Annotated in this window: 12 protein-coding genes; 7 read left to right on the top strand and 5 right to left on the bottom strand. The window is 46.5% G+C overall.

The window, feature by feature from the left end; genetic code table 11:
• The first annotated feature begins 385 nt into the window (after positions 1–385).
• On the top strand, positions 386–1597 hold the full coding sequence (locus tag QNO02_RS05675; protein WP_289391385.1) for a BclA C-terminal domain-containing protein: 1212 nt from the start codon (positions 386–388) through the stop codon (positions 1595–1597).
• 229 nt (positions 1598–1826) lie between these two features.
• Here QNO02_RS05675 and QNO02_RS05680 read toward each other — a convergent pair whose 3' ends face one another.
• On the bottom strand, positions 1827–2750 hold the full coding sequence (locus tag QNO02_RS05680) for a proline dehydrogenase family protein (protein WP_289391386.1): 924 nt from the start codon (positions 2748–2750) through the stop codon (positions 1827–1829).
• A 382-nt stretch (positions 2751–3132) separates the two neighbouring features.
• Between QNO02_RS05680 and pruA the strand changes: the two genes are divergently transcribed.
• Both pruA and rpoN read left to right on the top strand, forming a co-directional pair.
• Complete coding sequence (gene pruA / locus QNO02_RS05685) at positions 3133–4680, top strand: L-glutamate gamma-semialdehyde dehydrogenase (protein ID WP_289391387.1); 1548 nt, start codon at positions 3133–3135, stop codon at positions 4678–4680.
• 127 nt (positions 4681–4807) lie between these two features.
• Entirely contained in the window at positions 4808–6112 is a 1305-nt protein-coding gene (gene rpoN / locus QNO02_RS05690; RefSeq protein WP_091034094.1) for an RNA polymerase factor sigma-54, read from the top strand.
• A 120-nt stretch (positions 6113–6232) separates the two neighbouring features.
• Here rpoN and QNO02_RS05695 read toward each other — a convergent pair whose 3' ends face one another.
• Positions 6233–7666 (bottom strand): aspartate ammonia-lyase, encoded by a 1434-nt coding sequence (locus QNO02_RS05695; protein ID WP_091034092.1) that lies wholly within the window; start codon positions 7664–7666, stop codon positions 6233–6235.
• Between the two features lie 334 nt (positions 7667–8000).
• Here QNO02_RS05695 and QNO02_RS05700 point away from each other — a divergent pair, with 334 nt between their 5' ends.
• The 3 genes from QNO02_RS05700 to QNO02_RS05710 all read left to right on the top strand — a co-directional run bounded on the left by QNO02_RS05700 (position 8001) and on the right by QNO02_RS05710 (position 11302).
• A complete protein-coding gene (locus tag QNO02_RS05700; protein WP_017690252.1) occupies positions 8001–9278 on the top strand; it encodes a methyl-accepting chemotaxis protein in 1278 nt (425 codons plus the stop codon).
• Positions 9279–9476: 198 nt separating this feature from the next.
• Complete coding sequence (locus QNO02_RS05705) at positions 9477–10322, top strand: hypothetical protein (protein WP_289391389.1); 846 nt, start codon at positions 9477–9479, stop codon at positions 10320–10322.
• A 272-nt stretch (positions 10323–10594) separates the two neighbouring features.
• Complete coding sequence (locus QNO02_RS05710) at positions 10595–11302, top strand: stalk domain-containing protein (RefSeq protein WP_091034085.1); 708 nt, start codon at positions 10595–10597, stop codon at positions 11300–11302.
• Positions 11303–11442: 140 nt separating this feature from the next.
• Here QNO02_RS05710 and QNO02_RS05715 read toward each other — a convergent pair whose 3' ends face one another.
• Positions 11443–12417 carry a ring-cleaving dioxygenase gene (locus QNO02_RS05715; protein ID WP_074093825.1) on the bottom strand — a complete coding sequence of 325 codons (975 nt, stop codon included), beginning with the start codon at positions 12415–12417 and terminating at the stop codon, positions 11443–11445.
• Between the two features lie 457 nt (positions 12418–12874).
• Here QNO02_RS05715 and QNO02_RS05720 point away from each other — a divergent pair, with 457 nt between their 5' ends.
• Positions 12875–13636, top strand: coding sequence for a YwaF family protein (locus QNO02_RS05720; protein WP_289391391.1), 762 nt, complete (start codon positions 12875–12877; stop codon positions 13634–13636).
• A 139-nt stretch (positions 13637–13775) separates the two neighbouring features.
• Here QNO02_RS05720 and QNO02_RS05725 read toward each other — a convergent pair whose 3' ends face one another.
• Complete coding sequence (locus QNO02_RS05725; protein ID WP_036612094.1) at positions 13776–14570, bottom strand: SDR family oxidoreductase; 795 nt, start codon at positions 14568–14570, stop codon at positions 13776–13778.
• Between the two features lie 205 nt (positions 14571–14775).
• Positions 14776–15039: a YqkE family protein gene (locus tag QNO02_RS05730; protein ID WP_289391392.1), complete on the bottom strand. Its 264-nt coding sequence runs from the start codon at positions 15037–15039 to the stop codon at positions 14776–14778.
• Between the last annotated feature and the right edge of the window lie 383 nt (positions 15040–15422).

Here is a 15422-nt window from a genome sequence, read left to right on the forward strand (position 1 = left end):
ATCTGCTTATGAAATGACTGGAGAATGATGGTTACCCATATTATAACTTTCCAAATGAGGTGTGTATATATTTTTTGACATGAAGCATACATGTTGTCGGCACAGAAGAGAAAAATGTTGGATTTTCATTTCTGGAGTTCCCTTTTATTTTTATTAAAAGGAATTAATGCTAATTCGTATGGACCATTCAATAATCCAGGTGAGGGTTGAGTTATTTAAATTGACATTCGAGTTACTTGATTAAAACTGTTATCTCTCAATCTGCTACACGGCAGTTGAAGTGATTATTCATATAGTACATGCATTGTCCACACCATTAAGAAACTTCTGAATAATGCTATATGAAGGCAATCCGCATGAAGAAGAATCAAAGGAGGGTGATGAAATGGCCATTCTATCAACTGGGCCCATTGAGAATAATATTTCAGGGATAGCGGGGATCCGACCAACTCAATCCGTTACGGTCAAAATCGATAACCGGAATGCGACAGAAATGTTCACGGTACTTCTTCGGGGCTATTACCTTAATGGAGTCAGAACATTATATGTAGAAGAACTGCTCAATGTATCACCTAATCAGGTCATCACCAAAGTTTATAATGGGAATTTTGATGCTTTTGAGTTTGTATTTTCAACCTCAGACACGGCTGCTCCAGAAGCACAAATATCCGTATGGGGTAAAGATGGCGAAGGCGAATTAGTCGCGGCTCACCGATTGGTGTCCCAGGAGTTGTTGGGAGAAACGCTGAGCACAACGGGTGTGACAGGGGCCACGGGCGTCACAGGAGTGACAGGAGCGACGGGCATCACGGGCATCACGGGAAGCACCGGTGCCACCGGAGTGACAGGAGCCACGGGCGTTACAGGAGTAACAGGAGCGACGGGCATCACGGGCATCACGGGCATCACGGGAAGCACCGGTGCCACCGGAGTGACAGGAGCCACAGGGACTACCGGAGTAACAGGAGCCACTGGCGTTACGGGAGTAACGGGAAGCACCGGAGCTACTGGAGTAACAGGAGCCACGGGCGTTACAGGAGTAACAGGAGGCACTGGCGTTACAGGAGTAACAGGAGGCACTGGCGTTACGGGAGTAACAGGAAGCACTGGGGTTACCGGAACAACAGGCGTCACCGGAGTAACCGGAACGACAGGTGTCACTGGAGCAACCGGTACAGCAGGGCAAGGGTTGTCCTCGTACGCTTATATTTTTAATACATCAGCTCAAACTGTAGCTATTGAAGCGGATGTAATCTTCGACAGCAACGCAAATCTTACCGGTATTACTCACACGGCCAATACCGCTGCGATTATTATTGGTAATGCCGGGGACTATGCGGTGTTTTTCAACGTTGCAGGTGTGCAGGCAAACCAATTCACCCTTTATCAAAACGGAGCCCCTGTAGGTGGCAGTGTCTATGGTTCAGGAGCTGGCACTCAACCGAATCCAGGCATGGTCATTATTACGGCTGCTCCCGGTGATGTGCTGACATTGCGGAATCATTCCAGCGCATCAGCTGTTGGTCTGCAAACACTAGCAGGTGGAACACAGACAAATGTTAATGCTTCTATTCTTATTCAACAGTTAAGCAGTTAGCCTTTTCGAGCTTGTAATTTTGATTAATAAATGGGTGTGTCCAGAAAAATAGACATTTAAAATTGGGGATGCTAATTTTTTAGACATTAAGAGAAGAACCGGAGAAAAGGAAAGTTGGATGCTCTGGTAAAGTGTTTGTACAGAAAAAACCATGTGCCCAGAAAGAAAGAGGCAGCATGGTTTTATTTTTGCTGTTTTTTATTTATATATTGATACAGCTGGAAAATAACTATCGGAACATATTCTTAACGACCATCCAGAGATTAGCCGGTTTTTCAGCCAAACGACGGGTATAGTACGGATACCACATGGTGCCATAAGGTACGTAACAACGAATGCGATAGCCTTCTTTGGCGAGACGTTCCTGTTCGCTCATGCGCAGACCATATAACATCTGAAATTCAAAGGCATCCGGAGAGATTCCCCGATCCTTGGCGTATTGTTTCGTCCAGTTAATGATGTGATCATCATGCGAGGCAACTGCAGTGTACACACCCTGATCGAGGTGATTACGAATCATCGTTTTGAATTGATGAATGACTTCAGAAGCATTCTGATAGGCGACTGATCCGGGTTCTTTGTAAGCACCTTTAACCAGACGAAGCCGAATGCCTTCCCGAATCATATCACGTGTATCTTCTTCGGTGCGATGCAGGTAGGCTTGCAATACTGTGCCTGTATTATGCAGTCCTTCCGAGTGCAGTCTTCGAACAATATCCAGCGTCGCTTGAGTAAATGGACTATCCTCCATATCAATTCGGACAAATAGATCATGCAATCTGGCTTGTGCGGCAACGGTACGGATATTTCGATAACCCTCTTCCGGGTCGAGTGCGAGGCCCATCTGTGTTGGTTTCAGCGAGACGTTGGAGTCTGCTCTTTCACGTGCAATGCCTTCTACCAGTCGTACATACTCATCCCTGTATAATGCCGCTTCGCTCAGGCGGGTGATGCCTTCGCCTAAATGATCGAGCGTAGCCATGATGCCTTTATTATTGAGTATGCGGATCTCTTCGAGAGCTTCTTCCAAGGTGTTCCCTGCAATAAACTTGCCTGCAAGCTTCTTACCATATTTGATGGACAGGTTCTCTACAGCTTTGTTGCCTGCCACGGTCAATAAGGTTTTGCGATATATTTCCGTTCCCACACTCATTTTCGTTTCCTCCTTCAGCATGGTGCATCATTCGATCCAACTCGGTTAAATCATGCTTTTTATCCCTAATTAGAAGCAAGAAGCGTGCCAGATTTAGCGATGGTCTACTATTTTTTATGAAAATTATCGCGCTCGCCTTTATCCCCGGATTTTCCCTCTATAAAAAGGAATCAAAAAAATCTGGGGATAACAGCGATCGGAAGGTTGTTCTGTCATCGGAGTGGCCCGTGTAAATTTTCAGTAGTTGAATTTAACGAGAAAAATATTTCAATCCCAACCGGAGTTGGCACGGATTTTGCTACATATATTTGGTGATGAGTAACATGCAAAATAATTCAGGCGAGCAGCCAGCGAATCCCACATCCTGAAGGAGGAATCATTGATGAATATCCCTTTTGTTAACGAACCATTCACACCCTTTGCGGTCCAGGCGAACCAGGAAGCATTTGAAGACGCACTTCGTCAGGTAGAAGCTGAACTTGGGCAGGAATACCCGATTATTATTGGTGGGCAAAAAATAACAAGCAGCCGCACGTTAACTTCCGTGAATCCCGCAGCCAAGAATCAAGTTGTCGGAACGATCCATCAGGCAGATCAGGAATTGGCCGAAAAGGCTATTCAGACAGCTGCGGAGACATTCCACACATGGAAACATACTGACCCGAATGAACGGGCTCGTTATCTATACAAAGCAGCTGCCATTATGCGCCGTCGCAAGCATGAGTTCTCTGCATGGATGGTTTATGAAGCTGGCAAGACTTGGCCTGAAGCCGATGCGGATACAGCGGAAGCCATAGATTTTATGGAATTCTATGCACGGGATATGCAGCGACTGAGTGAACCGCAGCCCCTCGTGCGGATTGCAGGAGAAGATAATGAACTGAGTTATATACCGCTGGGCGTGGGCGTTGTCATTCCCCCTTGGAACTTCCCGCTGGCGATTATGGCAGGCATGACCTCTGCTGCACTGGTATCTGGCAACACGGTGGTATTAAAGCCCGCCAGCACAACTCCGGTGATTGCCGCTAAGTTTATGGAGCTGCTCGCAGAAGTTGGTCTGCCGGATGGCGTCGTGAACTTTTTACCAGGACCAGGCAGTGAAGTGGGCGATTATCTCGTGGATCATGCGCTCACCAGATTTATCAGTTTCACCGGTTCCAGAGATGTAGGACTGCGAATTAATGAACGTGCAGCACGAACAGCTCCAGGTCAGAAGTGGATCAAACGGGTTATTGCAGAGATGGGCGGCAAGGATTCCATCGTAGTAGACAGTGACAGTGATCTGGAACTCGCGGCAGAGTCCATTACCGCTTCGGCATTTGGTTTCTCAGGACAGAAATGTTCGGCGTGTTCCCGTGCCATTATTCATAAGGATGTATATGATGAAGTATTGCAAAAAGTGATTGAACGGACACAGAAACTGACGATGGGCAGTCCACTTGAAGTTGGCAGTCAGGTTGGGCCGGTTATCGATGACAAGGCATATGCAAAGATCACGGAATATATTGAAATCGGCAAGGGTGAGGGGCGTCTTGTGCACGGTGGCGGTACAGGGAACGTTGAAGGTTATTTCATTGAACCAACCATAATTGCCGATGTTGATCCGAAAGCCCGGATTGCTCAAGATGAGATTTTTGGACCTGTGCTTGCGTTCATCAAAGCAGAATCTTTCCAGGTCGCTTTGGATATCGCCAATAATACAGACTATGGTCTGACCGGCGCGGTGATCTCACGTAATCGTGAACATCTGGAACAGGCAAGACGCGAATACTTTGCGGGTAATCTGTATTTCAATCGGAAATGTACCGGAGCACTGGTAGGCACACATCCATTTGGCGGATTTAACATGTCAGGCACGGATTCCAAGGCAGGTGGAAGAGACTATCTGCTGCTGTTTACACAGGCGAAGCTGGTATCCGAGAAATACTAGACAGAAACCATGATCTGATTAAAAACTTCTTACATTCGCTTGAATAATATGCTATTATCCCTGCAAATCCTTTTGTTCGGATAAGAAACACAGATGCTTATTGCCGAAGGCATAAGGAGGGAAACGGATGTTAGGTGTTCAGTTGGTACAGGAACAACGTATTCGGCTGTCCATCACGCCGGAGATGAAACAATCCTTTCATTTGCTAACCATGTCTGGTCAGGATCTGACCCGTTACTTGCTGGATGCGGCGGAGGAAAATCCAGTACTTGAACTGGAAGAGCAAGCTGCGCCCCTCGCACGGATTCCAAGGCGAATAGATCAGCGCAGGTATGATTCCTATGATCCGTTGCTTCAGGCTAAAGGTGCAGAACCTACATTGGAACAATTGCTAATTGCGCAAATTCGAGTGATGACACTTCCAGACGAATTGGAAAATATGGCTGTGTATTTGGCAGGATGCGTCAATGATGATGGTTATCTGACGGTGGAACTGGCAGAGGTGCAAGCAGTTCTTCAGCTTCCGATGAGCAAGATTGCAGCGGGACTGGAGCTTCTCCAATCGCTGGACCCTGCTGGTATAGGGGCGCGGAATCTGCAAGAATGTCTGTTGCTCCAGATTAGACGTGATCCATCAGCAGCGCTGAATGCGGAGCGGATGGTGGAAGCGGGATTGGAATCACTGGTTCCTTTTCACCCAGGGAGAACAGGGAGTCGATTAGGCATGACTTCACGGGACGCTCAGGTTGCCTACGACTATATTACACGTCTCGACCCTAAGCCCTGCCGATCCATCGGATGTACGGAACGACCACATTACATTATTCCGGATGCCATTGTTGGGTTTCGTAACGGTGAGGTCCATTTTAGCCTGCATGCGGCAGGTAACCCTCATGTATCGATGAATGAAGCGTGCATCCGCTGGATCAGGGAAGAGGTGCCTGACGAGATCTGGGCAACCCGCGCGGCAGAGGCAAGGGCTATCATTCGGAGTGTACACCTGCGGCGCAGGACTTTAGTGCGTGTGCTGGGAGCCGTGATGGAAGAGCAGAAGCACTTTTTGGTCAAAGGCCCATCCGCGTTAAAACCACTTAATTTGGCTGTTATTGCAGAGAAGATTGGCATGCATGAATCAACGGTAAGTCGTGCGGTGAACGGTAAATACATTGAGACCCCACATGGTGTATATGAACTCAGGGCTTTTTTTGACTCCGGAATCAGTACAACGTCAGGGGATAAAACATCAGCATCAGCGGTGAAACGCAGATTAAAAGAAATCATTCGCATGGAACAGACTCAGCGTCCATACTCGGATAGTCATTTGGCCACACTGCTCGCTGAGGAAGGGATTGTTATCTCCCGCAGAACGGTTGCCAAGTACAGGGAGGAACTTCAGATTCTGCCTTCCCTTGAGCGGAAACGATGGGCTTAATCGAATAGCTGGCGTCTTATCTTCTCTGTATACAAGAACCCCCACAAACCGGATGAACGGTCTGCGGGGGTTGTTGTTAATCATTCGTGTTTAGGTTGCTGCACCAGTTTTCCTGATCACCTACAAACGTTCCATATTACGCAGGAAGTGTTCTCCGGCAATCCCTGGTGTAGTCATCTGTTCCGGATGAAGAATCTCTTCAAGTTCTTCCGGTGTCAGCAATCCGCGTTCCAAAATAATCTCTTGCAAGGAAAGTCCAGTCTTGAGCGCTTCCTTCACGATGGAAGCTGCCACATTATAACCTAAGTGCGGGTTCAACGCCGTAACCATACTGAAACTTTGGTTCATGATTAATTCGCAGCGCTCACGGTTAGCTTCCATCTCTTCCACTGCATAACGCGTGAAAACATCGATGCCGTTATTCATAATTTTCAGCGATTGCAGCAAGTTGAACGCAATAACTGGGCCCATGACATTCAGCTCGAATTGACCAGCTTCACAAGCCATACAGATCGTATGGTCGTTCCCCATCACTTGGAAGGATACCTGGTTAATGACTTCCGCCATAACGGGGTTGACTTTGCCCGGCATAATGGACGAACCTGGCTGACGCGGTGGCAGGCGCAATTCATTGAATCCTGCACGCGGGCCTGAAGCCATCAAGCGAATGTCATTACAGATTTTGGAAAGGCTAACCGCACATACCTTCAGCGCCGCTGAAAGTTCCAGATAGGCATCAGTGTTCTGGGTTGCATCCACAAGATCCTCAGCTGTTTGTAGTGGTAGTCCGGTAACAGCTGACAGGTGCTCTGTAACTTTGACGATATATTCGGGTTTGGCATTGAGTCCTGTACCTACCGCAGTTGCACCCATGTTAATGGTAAGCAAGCGGCGATTGGCGAATTCAAGACGCTCAATATCCCGTCCGATTACACGGGCATAAGCTCCGAATTCTTGTCCAAGGCGAATAGGTACGGCATCCTGAAGATGGGTACGGCCAACCTTGACCACATCGTTGAATTCCACTTCTTTTTTACGGAACGCATCCTGTAGTCTTCTCATGGTAGCGAGTAACGTCTCCGACAGTTGGTACGCCGCAATGCGCAGTGCTGTAGGAACCACGTCATTAGTAGATTGGGACATGTTCACATGATTATTGGGATTGCAATGGAAGTAGTCTCCCTTGCTTTTGGTTAACAGTTCCAGCCCGCGGTTGGCCAAAATTTCGTTCATATTCATATTCATGGAGGTGCCTGCACCGCCCTGAATGGAGTCTACAATAAAATGATCCAGATGATGGCCTTTCATCATTTCTTCAGCCGCCATGACGATCACCTCGCCAATCTTGCTTGGCAGCATCTTCAACTCCATGTTGGTAATCGCTGCTGCCTTCTTCACCGCAGCCAGAGCCGTGATCAGCTCCCGGTGTACCGGAACGCCGGTAATCGGGAAGTTTTCCACGGCCCGTACCGTCTGAATTCCGTAATAAGCATAAGCCGGGATTTCTTTTTCACCGATAAAATCTTTCTCCGTCCGTGTGGACATAGTAGACATCTCGTTCGCCTCCAGTGGCATCAATAAAAATAGTTCGGCTCCAGCGTTGCTGAAGCGCACTCAGTATATCATTTAAGCAAAATGGATGCCAATCTAAATCATTTGGCCTCTTGTGCCGATAATAAATAAAATTAGGGATTTTAAATGGAATATTATTCAATTTTTAAGAAAGGGAGGGACGGCCAAGCTTGTCTTATACATTATGCGCTTTATGGTAGAGAAGTCATGCATGAACGGCAAGTATGGGGGAAATAGAACGGTTTCAGTGATGTATATCACATGAAATTTGGTACATGATTGGTAAAATAGGAAAAAAGGACTACGGGGTGTGCACATGAAATGGACTTTAGGAGCAAAGACTGTCGCAGGTCTGGTACTGATTTCGATTATTACCTACGGAACTAGCGGCTTTTTTATATTTTTTGTCAAAGACTGGATTACGTTAGATATTCCGAATTGGGTATACATATCGATTATCCTGATCATGGGAGTATGCTGGAACGGGATTCTGGGATGGTTTGCCTCACGCTGGCTGACTCGTCCAATCGTCCACCTGTCCCGGGCTGCGCAACAGGTTTCAGCGGGTGATCTGACAACCGAAATTCCGCAGCGACGCACGCAAGATGAACTTACCGTATTATATGATGCTTTTCGCGCAATGGTTTCTAACCTTCGAAGTATTGTAAATGATATTGCAGACAGTACAAGAACGACTTCACAGAACGCACAGTCTCTGAGTGAAGCGATTACCCAGGCCGCCGAACAGATCGAGATGATGTCGGATGCGGTGGATCATATTGCGGTAGGCGTAGAAGAGCAGAAGGTTACTTCCCATCAATCTCTGATCACTGCGGATGAGATGCTGAACGATTTCCAGCGTATGCATAGCCAGTCCATGGACATGACAGAGATGTCCGGTCAGATGGAACGATCGGTGGATCATACAAAACAGACTTTTTCATCGTTGATGAAAGGGATGGACGAGCTGGCCGAGTCGCACAATCGTTCCCGCGACATTATGCTGTTGCTAGAGAAGGAAGCCTCCGATATCGAGGTAATTACCCAATCTGTCAAAAACATCGCTGAGGAAACAGGGTTACTTGCCCTGAATGCTTCCATTGAGGCTGCACGAGCTGGCGAAGAAGGTTCTGGTTTTGCAGTCGTGGCGCAGCAGATCCGCAAGCTGGCAGACGAAAGTAAGGAATCGGTACACCGTATTAATGAGCTGATTAGTCGTGTGCAGCAGCGGATCAGGGAGACAGCCCAACTGTCTCATGAGCAGCATGGTCTCGTGGTTAATGAATCGGAGCGGACCGTCTCTGTGGATCAGACGTTGCATGAACTGACAGGAACGGTGGAAGTATTTATGAAAGGTGCGCATGATATCGGTTCCAAGATTGCAGAACAGACTGGTCGCGTGGAACAAACGCACGGTCATGTGAAGAAGATCCAGGGGAAAGCCGGATCGTTCTCGGATGAGGCGAGACGAATTATGGATGCCGCACACGAAGAGACAGCCATCATGGAGGAGATTTCATCCTCGGCGGAAGAACTGAGACAATTAACCGATCGGTTATTGGACAAAACCAAAGCATTCCGAATGCAGCCTTAAGCTGTGTTCGGGATTTTTTTTGTTTTTGGAGAACAGTTTTGGTATGATAATTTGCTTATTCTGGTTAAAGCCGAACGTTCTTTCGTGAAAACGGAAATTTGTAAAGATTATTTTATGAAAGATTAACAAATTCGCAACTTGCAGGCGATAAATGAAGATATAATAGGATTATCACAACAGATAAAGGAGCCCAGTATATTGAAAACTTGGACAGGTATCCTGCTGATGATTATTTTGGCGGTAGCTACGATTAGTACAACTTCGGCTGCCAGAACCATGAATGAATCGCAAAAACAGCTTAATATAGATGATCAATCCAGCCAGACCGCAGAGGTCGAGGCTTCCAATATAGATAAACTGCATGACACAGCGAAGACAACACAGGAATCCATTCCTGTGAATGAGGAATATGTTTCGGTAGCTCCAGAGAATGAGAACGTCAGATTATACCCTATGAAAGTTGAGGGTTCAGGATATATATACAACGGAATGATTTTGGAAGTGGACGGCAAGACAAGAGAATTTAGTGATTGGCAGGGAGAAGGCGGGTCTTACAAACCCGAAGTGCACGAGCTGGATCTGAATGGAGACGGTCAGAAAGAAATTATCGTTTTGTACACGAAAGGTCATGGAACAGGTATTTATTTGGGACAAGCACGTATCATTAATCCGGTAACGCTGGAAGAGATGAAGATGCAATCTTTGGATGAGATTGCGAAACAGCATGTGAAATCAAAAGTTACGGTTAGATCAGACCGTGTGGATGTTGATGTCGCCGTTGATGGCGTTCAAGCAGAACCTTTACGGATCGAGGAGGATACGAGTGGCGGCGTATATAACGAAGAGTTGGGATTCGGTGGAGTAACCTATTACAGTGTAGAAGATGGTCAGCTTGTCGTATCAGCAGCAGGATCTTATGGTGCAGCTTTATATGCTGGTGATCTGACATTTGTTTATGAGTATCAAGATGGCGAGTGGAAGGCTGTAGATTTGAAGTACAGCATGGAAGTGTATGAAGAAGAATATTATGAATCTTTTGATTGATATCATTCTGTTGATATCGTAGTGCAGCGGGGATTGGAAGTAGTTCTCAAAGTGTGGGGGTTAGTGAGCATCTGATAAGAATATCTTCCTTTCTATCTTTGCGGACAGTGGGAAACAGGGCGAGGCTGAAAAAAATCGGGACATACAGCCTCGTTTTGTGCTGCCTACAGATAGGAACTTTGTACTAAAAATGCAGTAAACAATTGACATTATCACTTTAGTCGTTTAAATGTATAAAGGACAAATCATTTTAACGTTCAGGAGGGATTTTGATGAAGAAAAAGGTTGTACTGGGTCTGATGGTAGGCACATTAACGCTTGGGATCGGTACTGGTGCGCTTGCAGCAACAGGGTTGGAGCAGATTAAAGCCTATCTAAACAGCAAGATTACGCTAAAAATGGATGGTGCCACGGTGACAGCCAAAGATGCCAATGGTAAAACGGTGTTGCCTATCACTTACAACGGAACAACTTATTTGCCTGTGCGTGCTGTGGGATCATTGCTTGGGACAGAGATCACGTATGACAGTGCAACTTCATCCGTCCTGATTGGCGGAACGAATGGATCTGCGCCCGTAACCAACGGAAAAGTAACGCTGAGTGCACTTGGAACATCCGTACTGGGATCTACCGCTTGGCACACCAAAGATCCTAAGGATACCACATATAAAGGCAAGGATTACAAGGATGTTTATCTGCATAATGATCCTACGAAACAGGGGGATGATATCCAGATTAATACGGGTAAAAAGTATTCTTCTCTGCACTTGGAACTTGCCGCACTGAAAGGAAATCAGGAGATTCATATCTATGATCAGGATCTCGCGACACTCAAAAAGTTCAATATCACTCCAGAAAGCGGTATGATGAGTCTGGATGTGGATGTTAAAGGTACAGACGCTGTCTATGTAGAGATTGTATCTGAAGATCCGGGTTCGGCTCTGTTTGTACCGCTCACAACATCGTATCTGACGAAGTAAAACACAATCTGCAAGTTTGCCACCTTACAGACGTGGCAAGGCAAGCATAAACATAAAAAACGATGATTCACTAGGCAATTCCTGAACGTATTCAGAGTTGCCTGATGAACATCGTTTTTATTTTCGTTTTGTTACGATTATTAGCGGATCATGGTATCCAGCGGTTTGAGATTGGCTTCAATCTCGGCTCGGCGACCTTCAAGGAATGGAGGCAAGGCAAGCGATTCGCCCAGATGCTCCAATTCTTCGTCTGTATCAAATCCCGGACCATCGGTTGCAAGCTCGAACAGAATACCGTTTGCTTCACGGAAATACAGGGAGCGGAAGTAGAAACGATCTACAAAACCGGAATTCGGGAATTGGAAGTTATGAACCCGTTCCACCCATTGTTTCAGCTCTTCTTCATTATCCACGCGGAACGCAACATGGTGTACGCTGCCACGTCCAGGACGTTCTTGGGCAAGGTCATTTCGTTCCTCAACATGCACCTCGGAGCCGCTGCCACCTTCGCCGGATTCAAAAACGAGTACATCAGGTTGACCTGGAGTAAAGGCAGGGTAACTTCCTTTAGCTCTGAAACCGAGCAGTTCGGTAAGAACCGGAGCGGTAAGGGAAGCATCTTTTACCGTAAGATGGATAGGGCCTAGGCCTACAATGCCATACTCGGCAGGCACAGGGCTCTGATCCCATGGTTTACCACCAGCGACACCTGTATTGTTTTCATCCGAGACCAGAATCAGACGTTGTCCTTCAAAGTCTGTGAACGAGAGCGTGGCACGACCACCCCGTTCAACAATCTCTCCATGTGGGACTTCGAATTCGTCAAAACGTTGCTGCCAGTAAGTAAGTGCCGCATCACTTGGAACGCGCAGTGACGTTCCAGATATGCTGTTCACCCCTTCACGAGTCTGTCCGGCCATCGGAATCTCGAAGAAGGTAAGTTCGGTACCCGGATTGCCTTTCTCATCGCCATAGAAGAGATGGTAGACGGATACATCGTCCTGGTTGACTGTTTTTTTAATGAGGCGCAGACCCATGATGTTGGTGTAGAAACGATAGTTCTGATCGGCATGTGCTGTTAGAGCTGATACGTGGTGAAGTCCTTTGATTTGCATAATAATTCCTCCTAGTTAGGTTATACGTTCAACTAAGGATTATTTACACTGATACTACGATGACAGAACAACCTTCCGATCGCTGTTATCCCCAGATTTTTTGATTCCTTTTTTGAAAGGGGAAATCCGGGGAAAGCATATGCTTCCGATGTAGCTTTCTTTCAGAAAGCTTTTAGGCGAACGCTTCGCTTCTTCAGGTTTTTTCTGTCCTCTCCGTTATCATGTAAATGTTTAGTTGAACATTTGTTGAGTGCTGTATTTTTATAATTTCGATTAAGAAAGTTACTAACTTTTCGTTTGTTTTGGTTCTGGATTTATCTTAACATAAAGATATTCAAATTACAATGCTTATTTAGAATTCCAACTGGACAGTAATTTCATTCAATGGCAAAATGAAAAAGTTAACATTAAAGAGAGATAATGTTGGTGAGATCCTTGTAAAGGAGAGAAGAGATGCATGGCGTATCCACCATGGCTGGACCCTTATGACGCAGAGCCGTTTATTCTGTTCTCCACTTCACATATCGCTTCAATTAGCGTAATTACAGCATTGATTGTACTGCTGTTTTTGCTTCGACACCATCTTCGATCATGGTCAGAGAGGGCACGCCGCACCCTGCGGATTGTTCTGGCCTGTATCATGTTTGCCTGCGAAATCGTGCTGCAACTCTGGTATGTGTACGGAGGGATATGGAGCCTGCAGACTTCACTGCCACTCGAACTATGCAGTCTGTCTCTGCTATTATCGGCGTTGTTACTACTGACACGCAGTCGACTGTTACATTCTGCACTGCTGTTTGTAGGCATTGCTGGAGCCCTTATGGCGATCCTGACTCCTAATCTGGGTTATGGTTATGCACATTTTCGATTCATTCAATTTTTCGTCGCTCATGCCTGCATCATTCTGGCTTTACTCTACATGACCTGGGTGGAACAGCTGCGACCTAGCTGGAGATCTGTAGCCGGTTCCATGATATTTGTGAATGTGGCAGCACTAATCGTATACATTGTAGATGTCATGCTTGACGCGAATTACATGTTTTTGAGACACAAGCCGAGTACACCCTCGGTGCTGGATATGCTCGGTCCGTATCCCATGTACATCCTTGGGGAAGAGATACTTGCGCTTGTTTTGTTCTCGCTAATGTACATTTTGCTCTTTGCCATTCCAGACCGGTTGAAGCATCGTGTGAAAAAAGGTAAAAGTTCCGCAGTGTAGTGATAATCCTTGTAGTTGCAACTGCGCAGGATTATAAACTTCTTATAAATAAAACATCCCGCAGTAATCTGACCGGATCAGATCGCTTGCGGGATATTCGGGCGTTGTCCCTGAAAGGGGGCCAACTTATATTTATATTTTATCCACGGAGCAGAGATTCCGCACCATCCACATAGATTCGTGTACCTGTAACATGAGAGGCTTCATCGGAAGCAAGGAACAGAACGAGGTTTGCCACTTGCTTCGACGTTCCAGGTTCGCCCTTGAGCGGATGTTCATGACCCTCAGGGAATTCAACAGGAATCTGTACTTCTTTCAGATCATCCGACGGGTAGGTGTTATCATCGATGTTGGTATCGATGGCTCCTGGGCAGACGGCGTTTACACGGATCTTATAACGAGCCAGCTCCAGTGCAGCCATCTTCGTAAACGCAGTTTGTCCCGCTTTGCTGGAAGCGTATGCAGAGAAACCGATCCCTGAGAAGACCCGGTTACCGTTGATAGAACTGGTGATAATGATGCTTCCGCCGTGTTCTTTCAGATGGGGGATGGCATATTTGACGGTTGCGAAGGTTCCGCGCATATTGATCTCCATCGTCTGGTCCCAGTCCTCGATTTCCATCGTTTCAATCGGGGCCATCGTTCCGTTAATGCCGGCATTCGCAAATATGATATCCAGTTTACCCGCTTCAGCCGCAGCCTGATTGATTGCCTTCTGCACATTATCCGGTTTGGAGATATCACATTCGATCACATACGCTTCTCCGCCAGCCTTTTCAATCGTCTGCTTGGTTTCCTCCGCATTTTCGGGTGTGCGATCCAGCATGTACACTTTGGCCCCATGCTCGGCGAAACGAATAGCGGTAGCCTGACCAATCCCCGATCCACCTCCGGTTACAATCGCGACTTTGCCTTCCAAACGTTGTTCTGTCATCTCTGATCCCTCCATGAGTTAGATTATCGTTGTACGCTCTACTTCTAACATACCCGGCTCAAGATGCGTGAATCATATGTGTATATATCAAAAAGAACAGGACCGCAATGCGGCCCTGTTCTTTGAACAGATCATCTTCATGATCTGTCTGCTGTAATATTATTTTGGCATGTGTGATAGAAGACACCCTCAGGTCATGCCCGGCTTACTTATGGTTCTTCCAGTCCATAGCGCTGTTATTAAGCAAATATTCGAAGTCGTTATCCCGGCGCTTCTGCTCCGCTTGGCGAGCTTCTTCTGCTTGCTGACGTTCCTGCTCTTTAAGAGCCGCTTCGGCAGCCTTGGCTTCATCCGCCTGAGCTTTCAGCTTTTCCAGCACATCACTGCTCAGTAGATCTTTCAGTGTTGTGGGTTTATCCTGTGCTACTGTTGCTTTAGGAGCAGGGGGGCGTTTTTTGGATTTTGCCATAGGAAAATCTCCTTTCCAAACATGAATCAGGTTCCATTTGTCGTACAGTAGTCATAGTATATCAGGTTCCCGTAATGCATTCCATGAAACTGCGGAACAAAAGCAGGAAAACGAGGGTTGCGTGACGAATGAAATCGGGTATAAAATCATATAATATTACCGATACTACGACTATTCCCTGGAGAAAGGAGTCGTTGTTCGTGGAAGTAAACCGTGGTTTACTGAAAGGGCTTGCATGGGGCGTTGCCTTTAGCTGCCCGTTATGGATTGCGATTATCGGCTGGTTACGTTTGATGGGATGGATGTATTGAGGATGATGCCGGAAGAGGTCATTTTTTATAAAGTCATATATGTAACCGCTATCATTAAATAAAGCTCTGCCT

The sequence above is a fragment of the Paenibacillus sp. PK1-4R genome (assembly GCF_030369595.1).
Classification (GTDB): Bacteria; Bacillota; Bacilli; order Paenibacillales; family Paenibacillaceae; genus Paenibacillus.

Excerpts from the sequence above, each read along its gene's own strand:
- QNO02_RS05675 (WP_289391385.1), top strand. The coding sequence starts at position 386 with ATGGCCATTCTATCAACTGGGCCCATTGAGAATAATATTTCAGGGATA.
- QNO02_RS05680 (WP_289391386.1), bottom strand. The coding sequence starts at position 2,750 with ATGAGTGTGGGAACGGAAATATATCGCAAAACCTTATTGACCGTGGCA.
- pruA (WP_289391387.1), top strand. The coding sequence starts at position 3,133 with ATGAATATCCCTTTTGTTAACGAACCATTCACACCCTTTGCGGTCCAG.
- rpoN (WP_091034094.1), top strand. The coding sequence starts at position 4,808 with ATGTTAGGTGTTCAGTTGGTACAGGAACAACGTATTCGGCTGTCCATC.
- QNO02_RS05695 (WP_091034092.1), bottom strand. The coding sequence starts at position 7,666 with ATGTCTACTATGTCCACACGGACGGAGAAAGATTTTATCGGTGAAAAA.
- QNO02_RS05700 (WP_017690252.1), top strand. The coding sequence starts at position 8,001 with ATGAAATGGACTTTAGGAGCAAAGACTGTCGCAGGTCTGGTACTGATT.
- QNO02_RS05710 (WP_091034085.1), top strand. The coding sequence starts at position 10,595 with ATGAAGAAAAAGGTTGTACTGGGTCTGATGGTAGGCACATTAACGCTT.
- QNO02_RS05715 (WP_074093825.1), bottom strand. The coding sequence starts at position 12,417 with ATGCAAATCAAAGGACTTCACCACGTATCAGCTCTAACAGCACATGCC.
- QNO02_RS05720 (WP_289391391.1), top strand. The coding sequence starts at position 12,875 with ATGGCGTATCCACCATGGCTGGACCCTTATGACGCAGAGCCGTTTATT.
- QNO02_RS05725 (WP_036612094.1), bottom strand. The coding sequence starts at position 14,570 with ATGACAGAACAACGTTTGGAAGGCAAAGTCGCGATTGTAACCGGAGGT.
- QNO02_RS05730 (WP_289391392.1), bottom strand. The coding sequence starts at position 15,039 with ATGGCAAAATCCAAAAAACGCCCCCCTGCTCCTAAAGCAACAGTAGCA.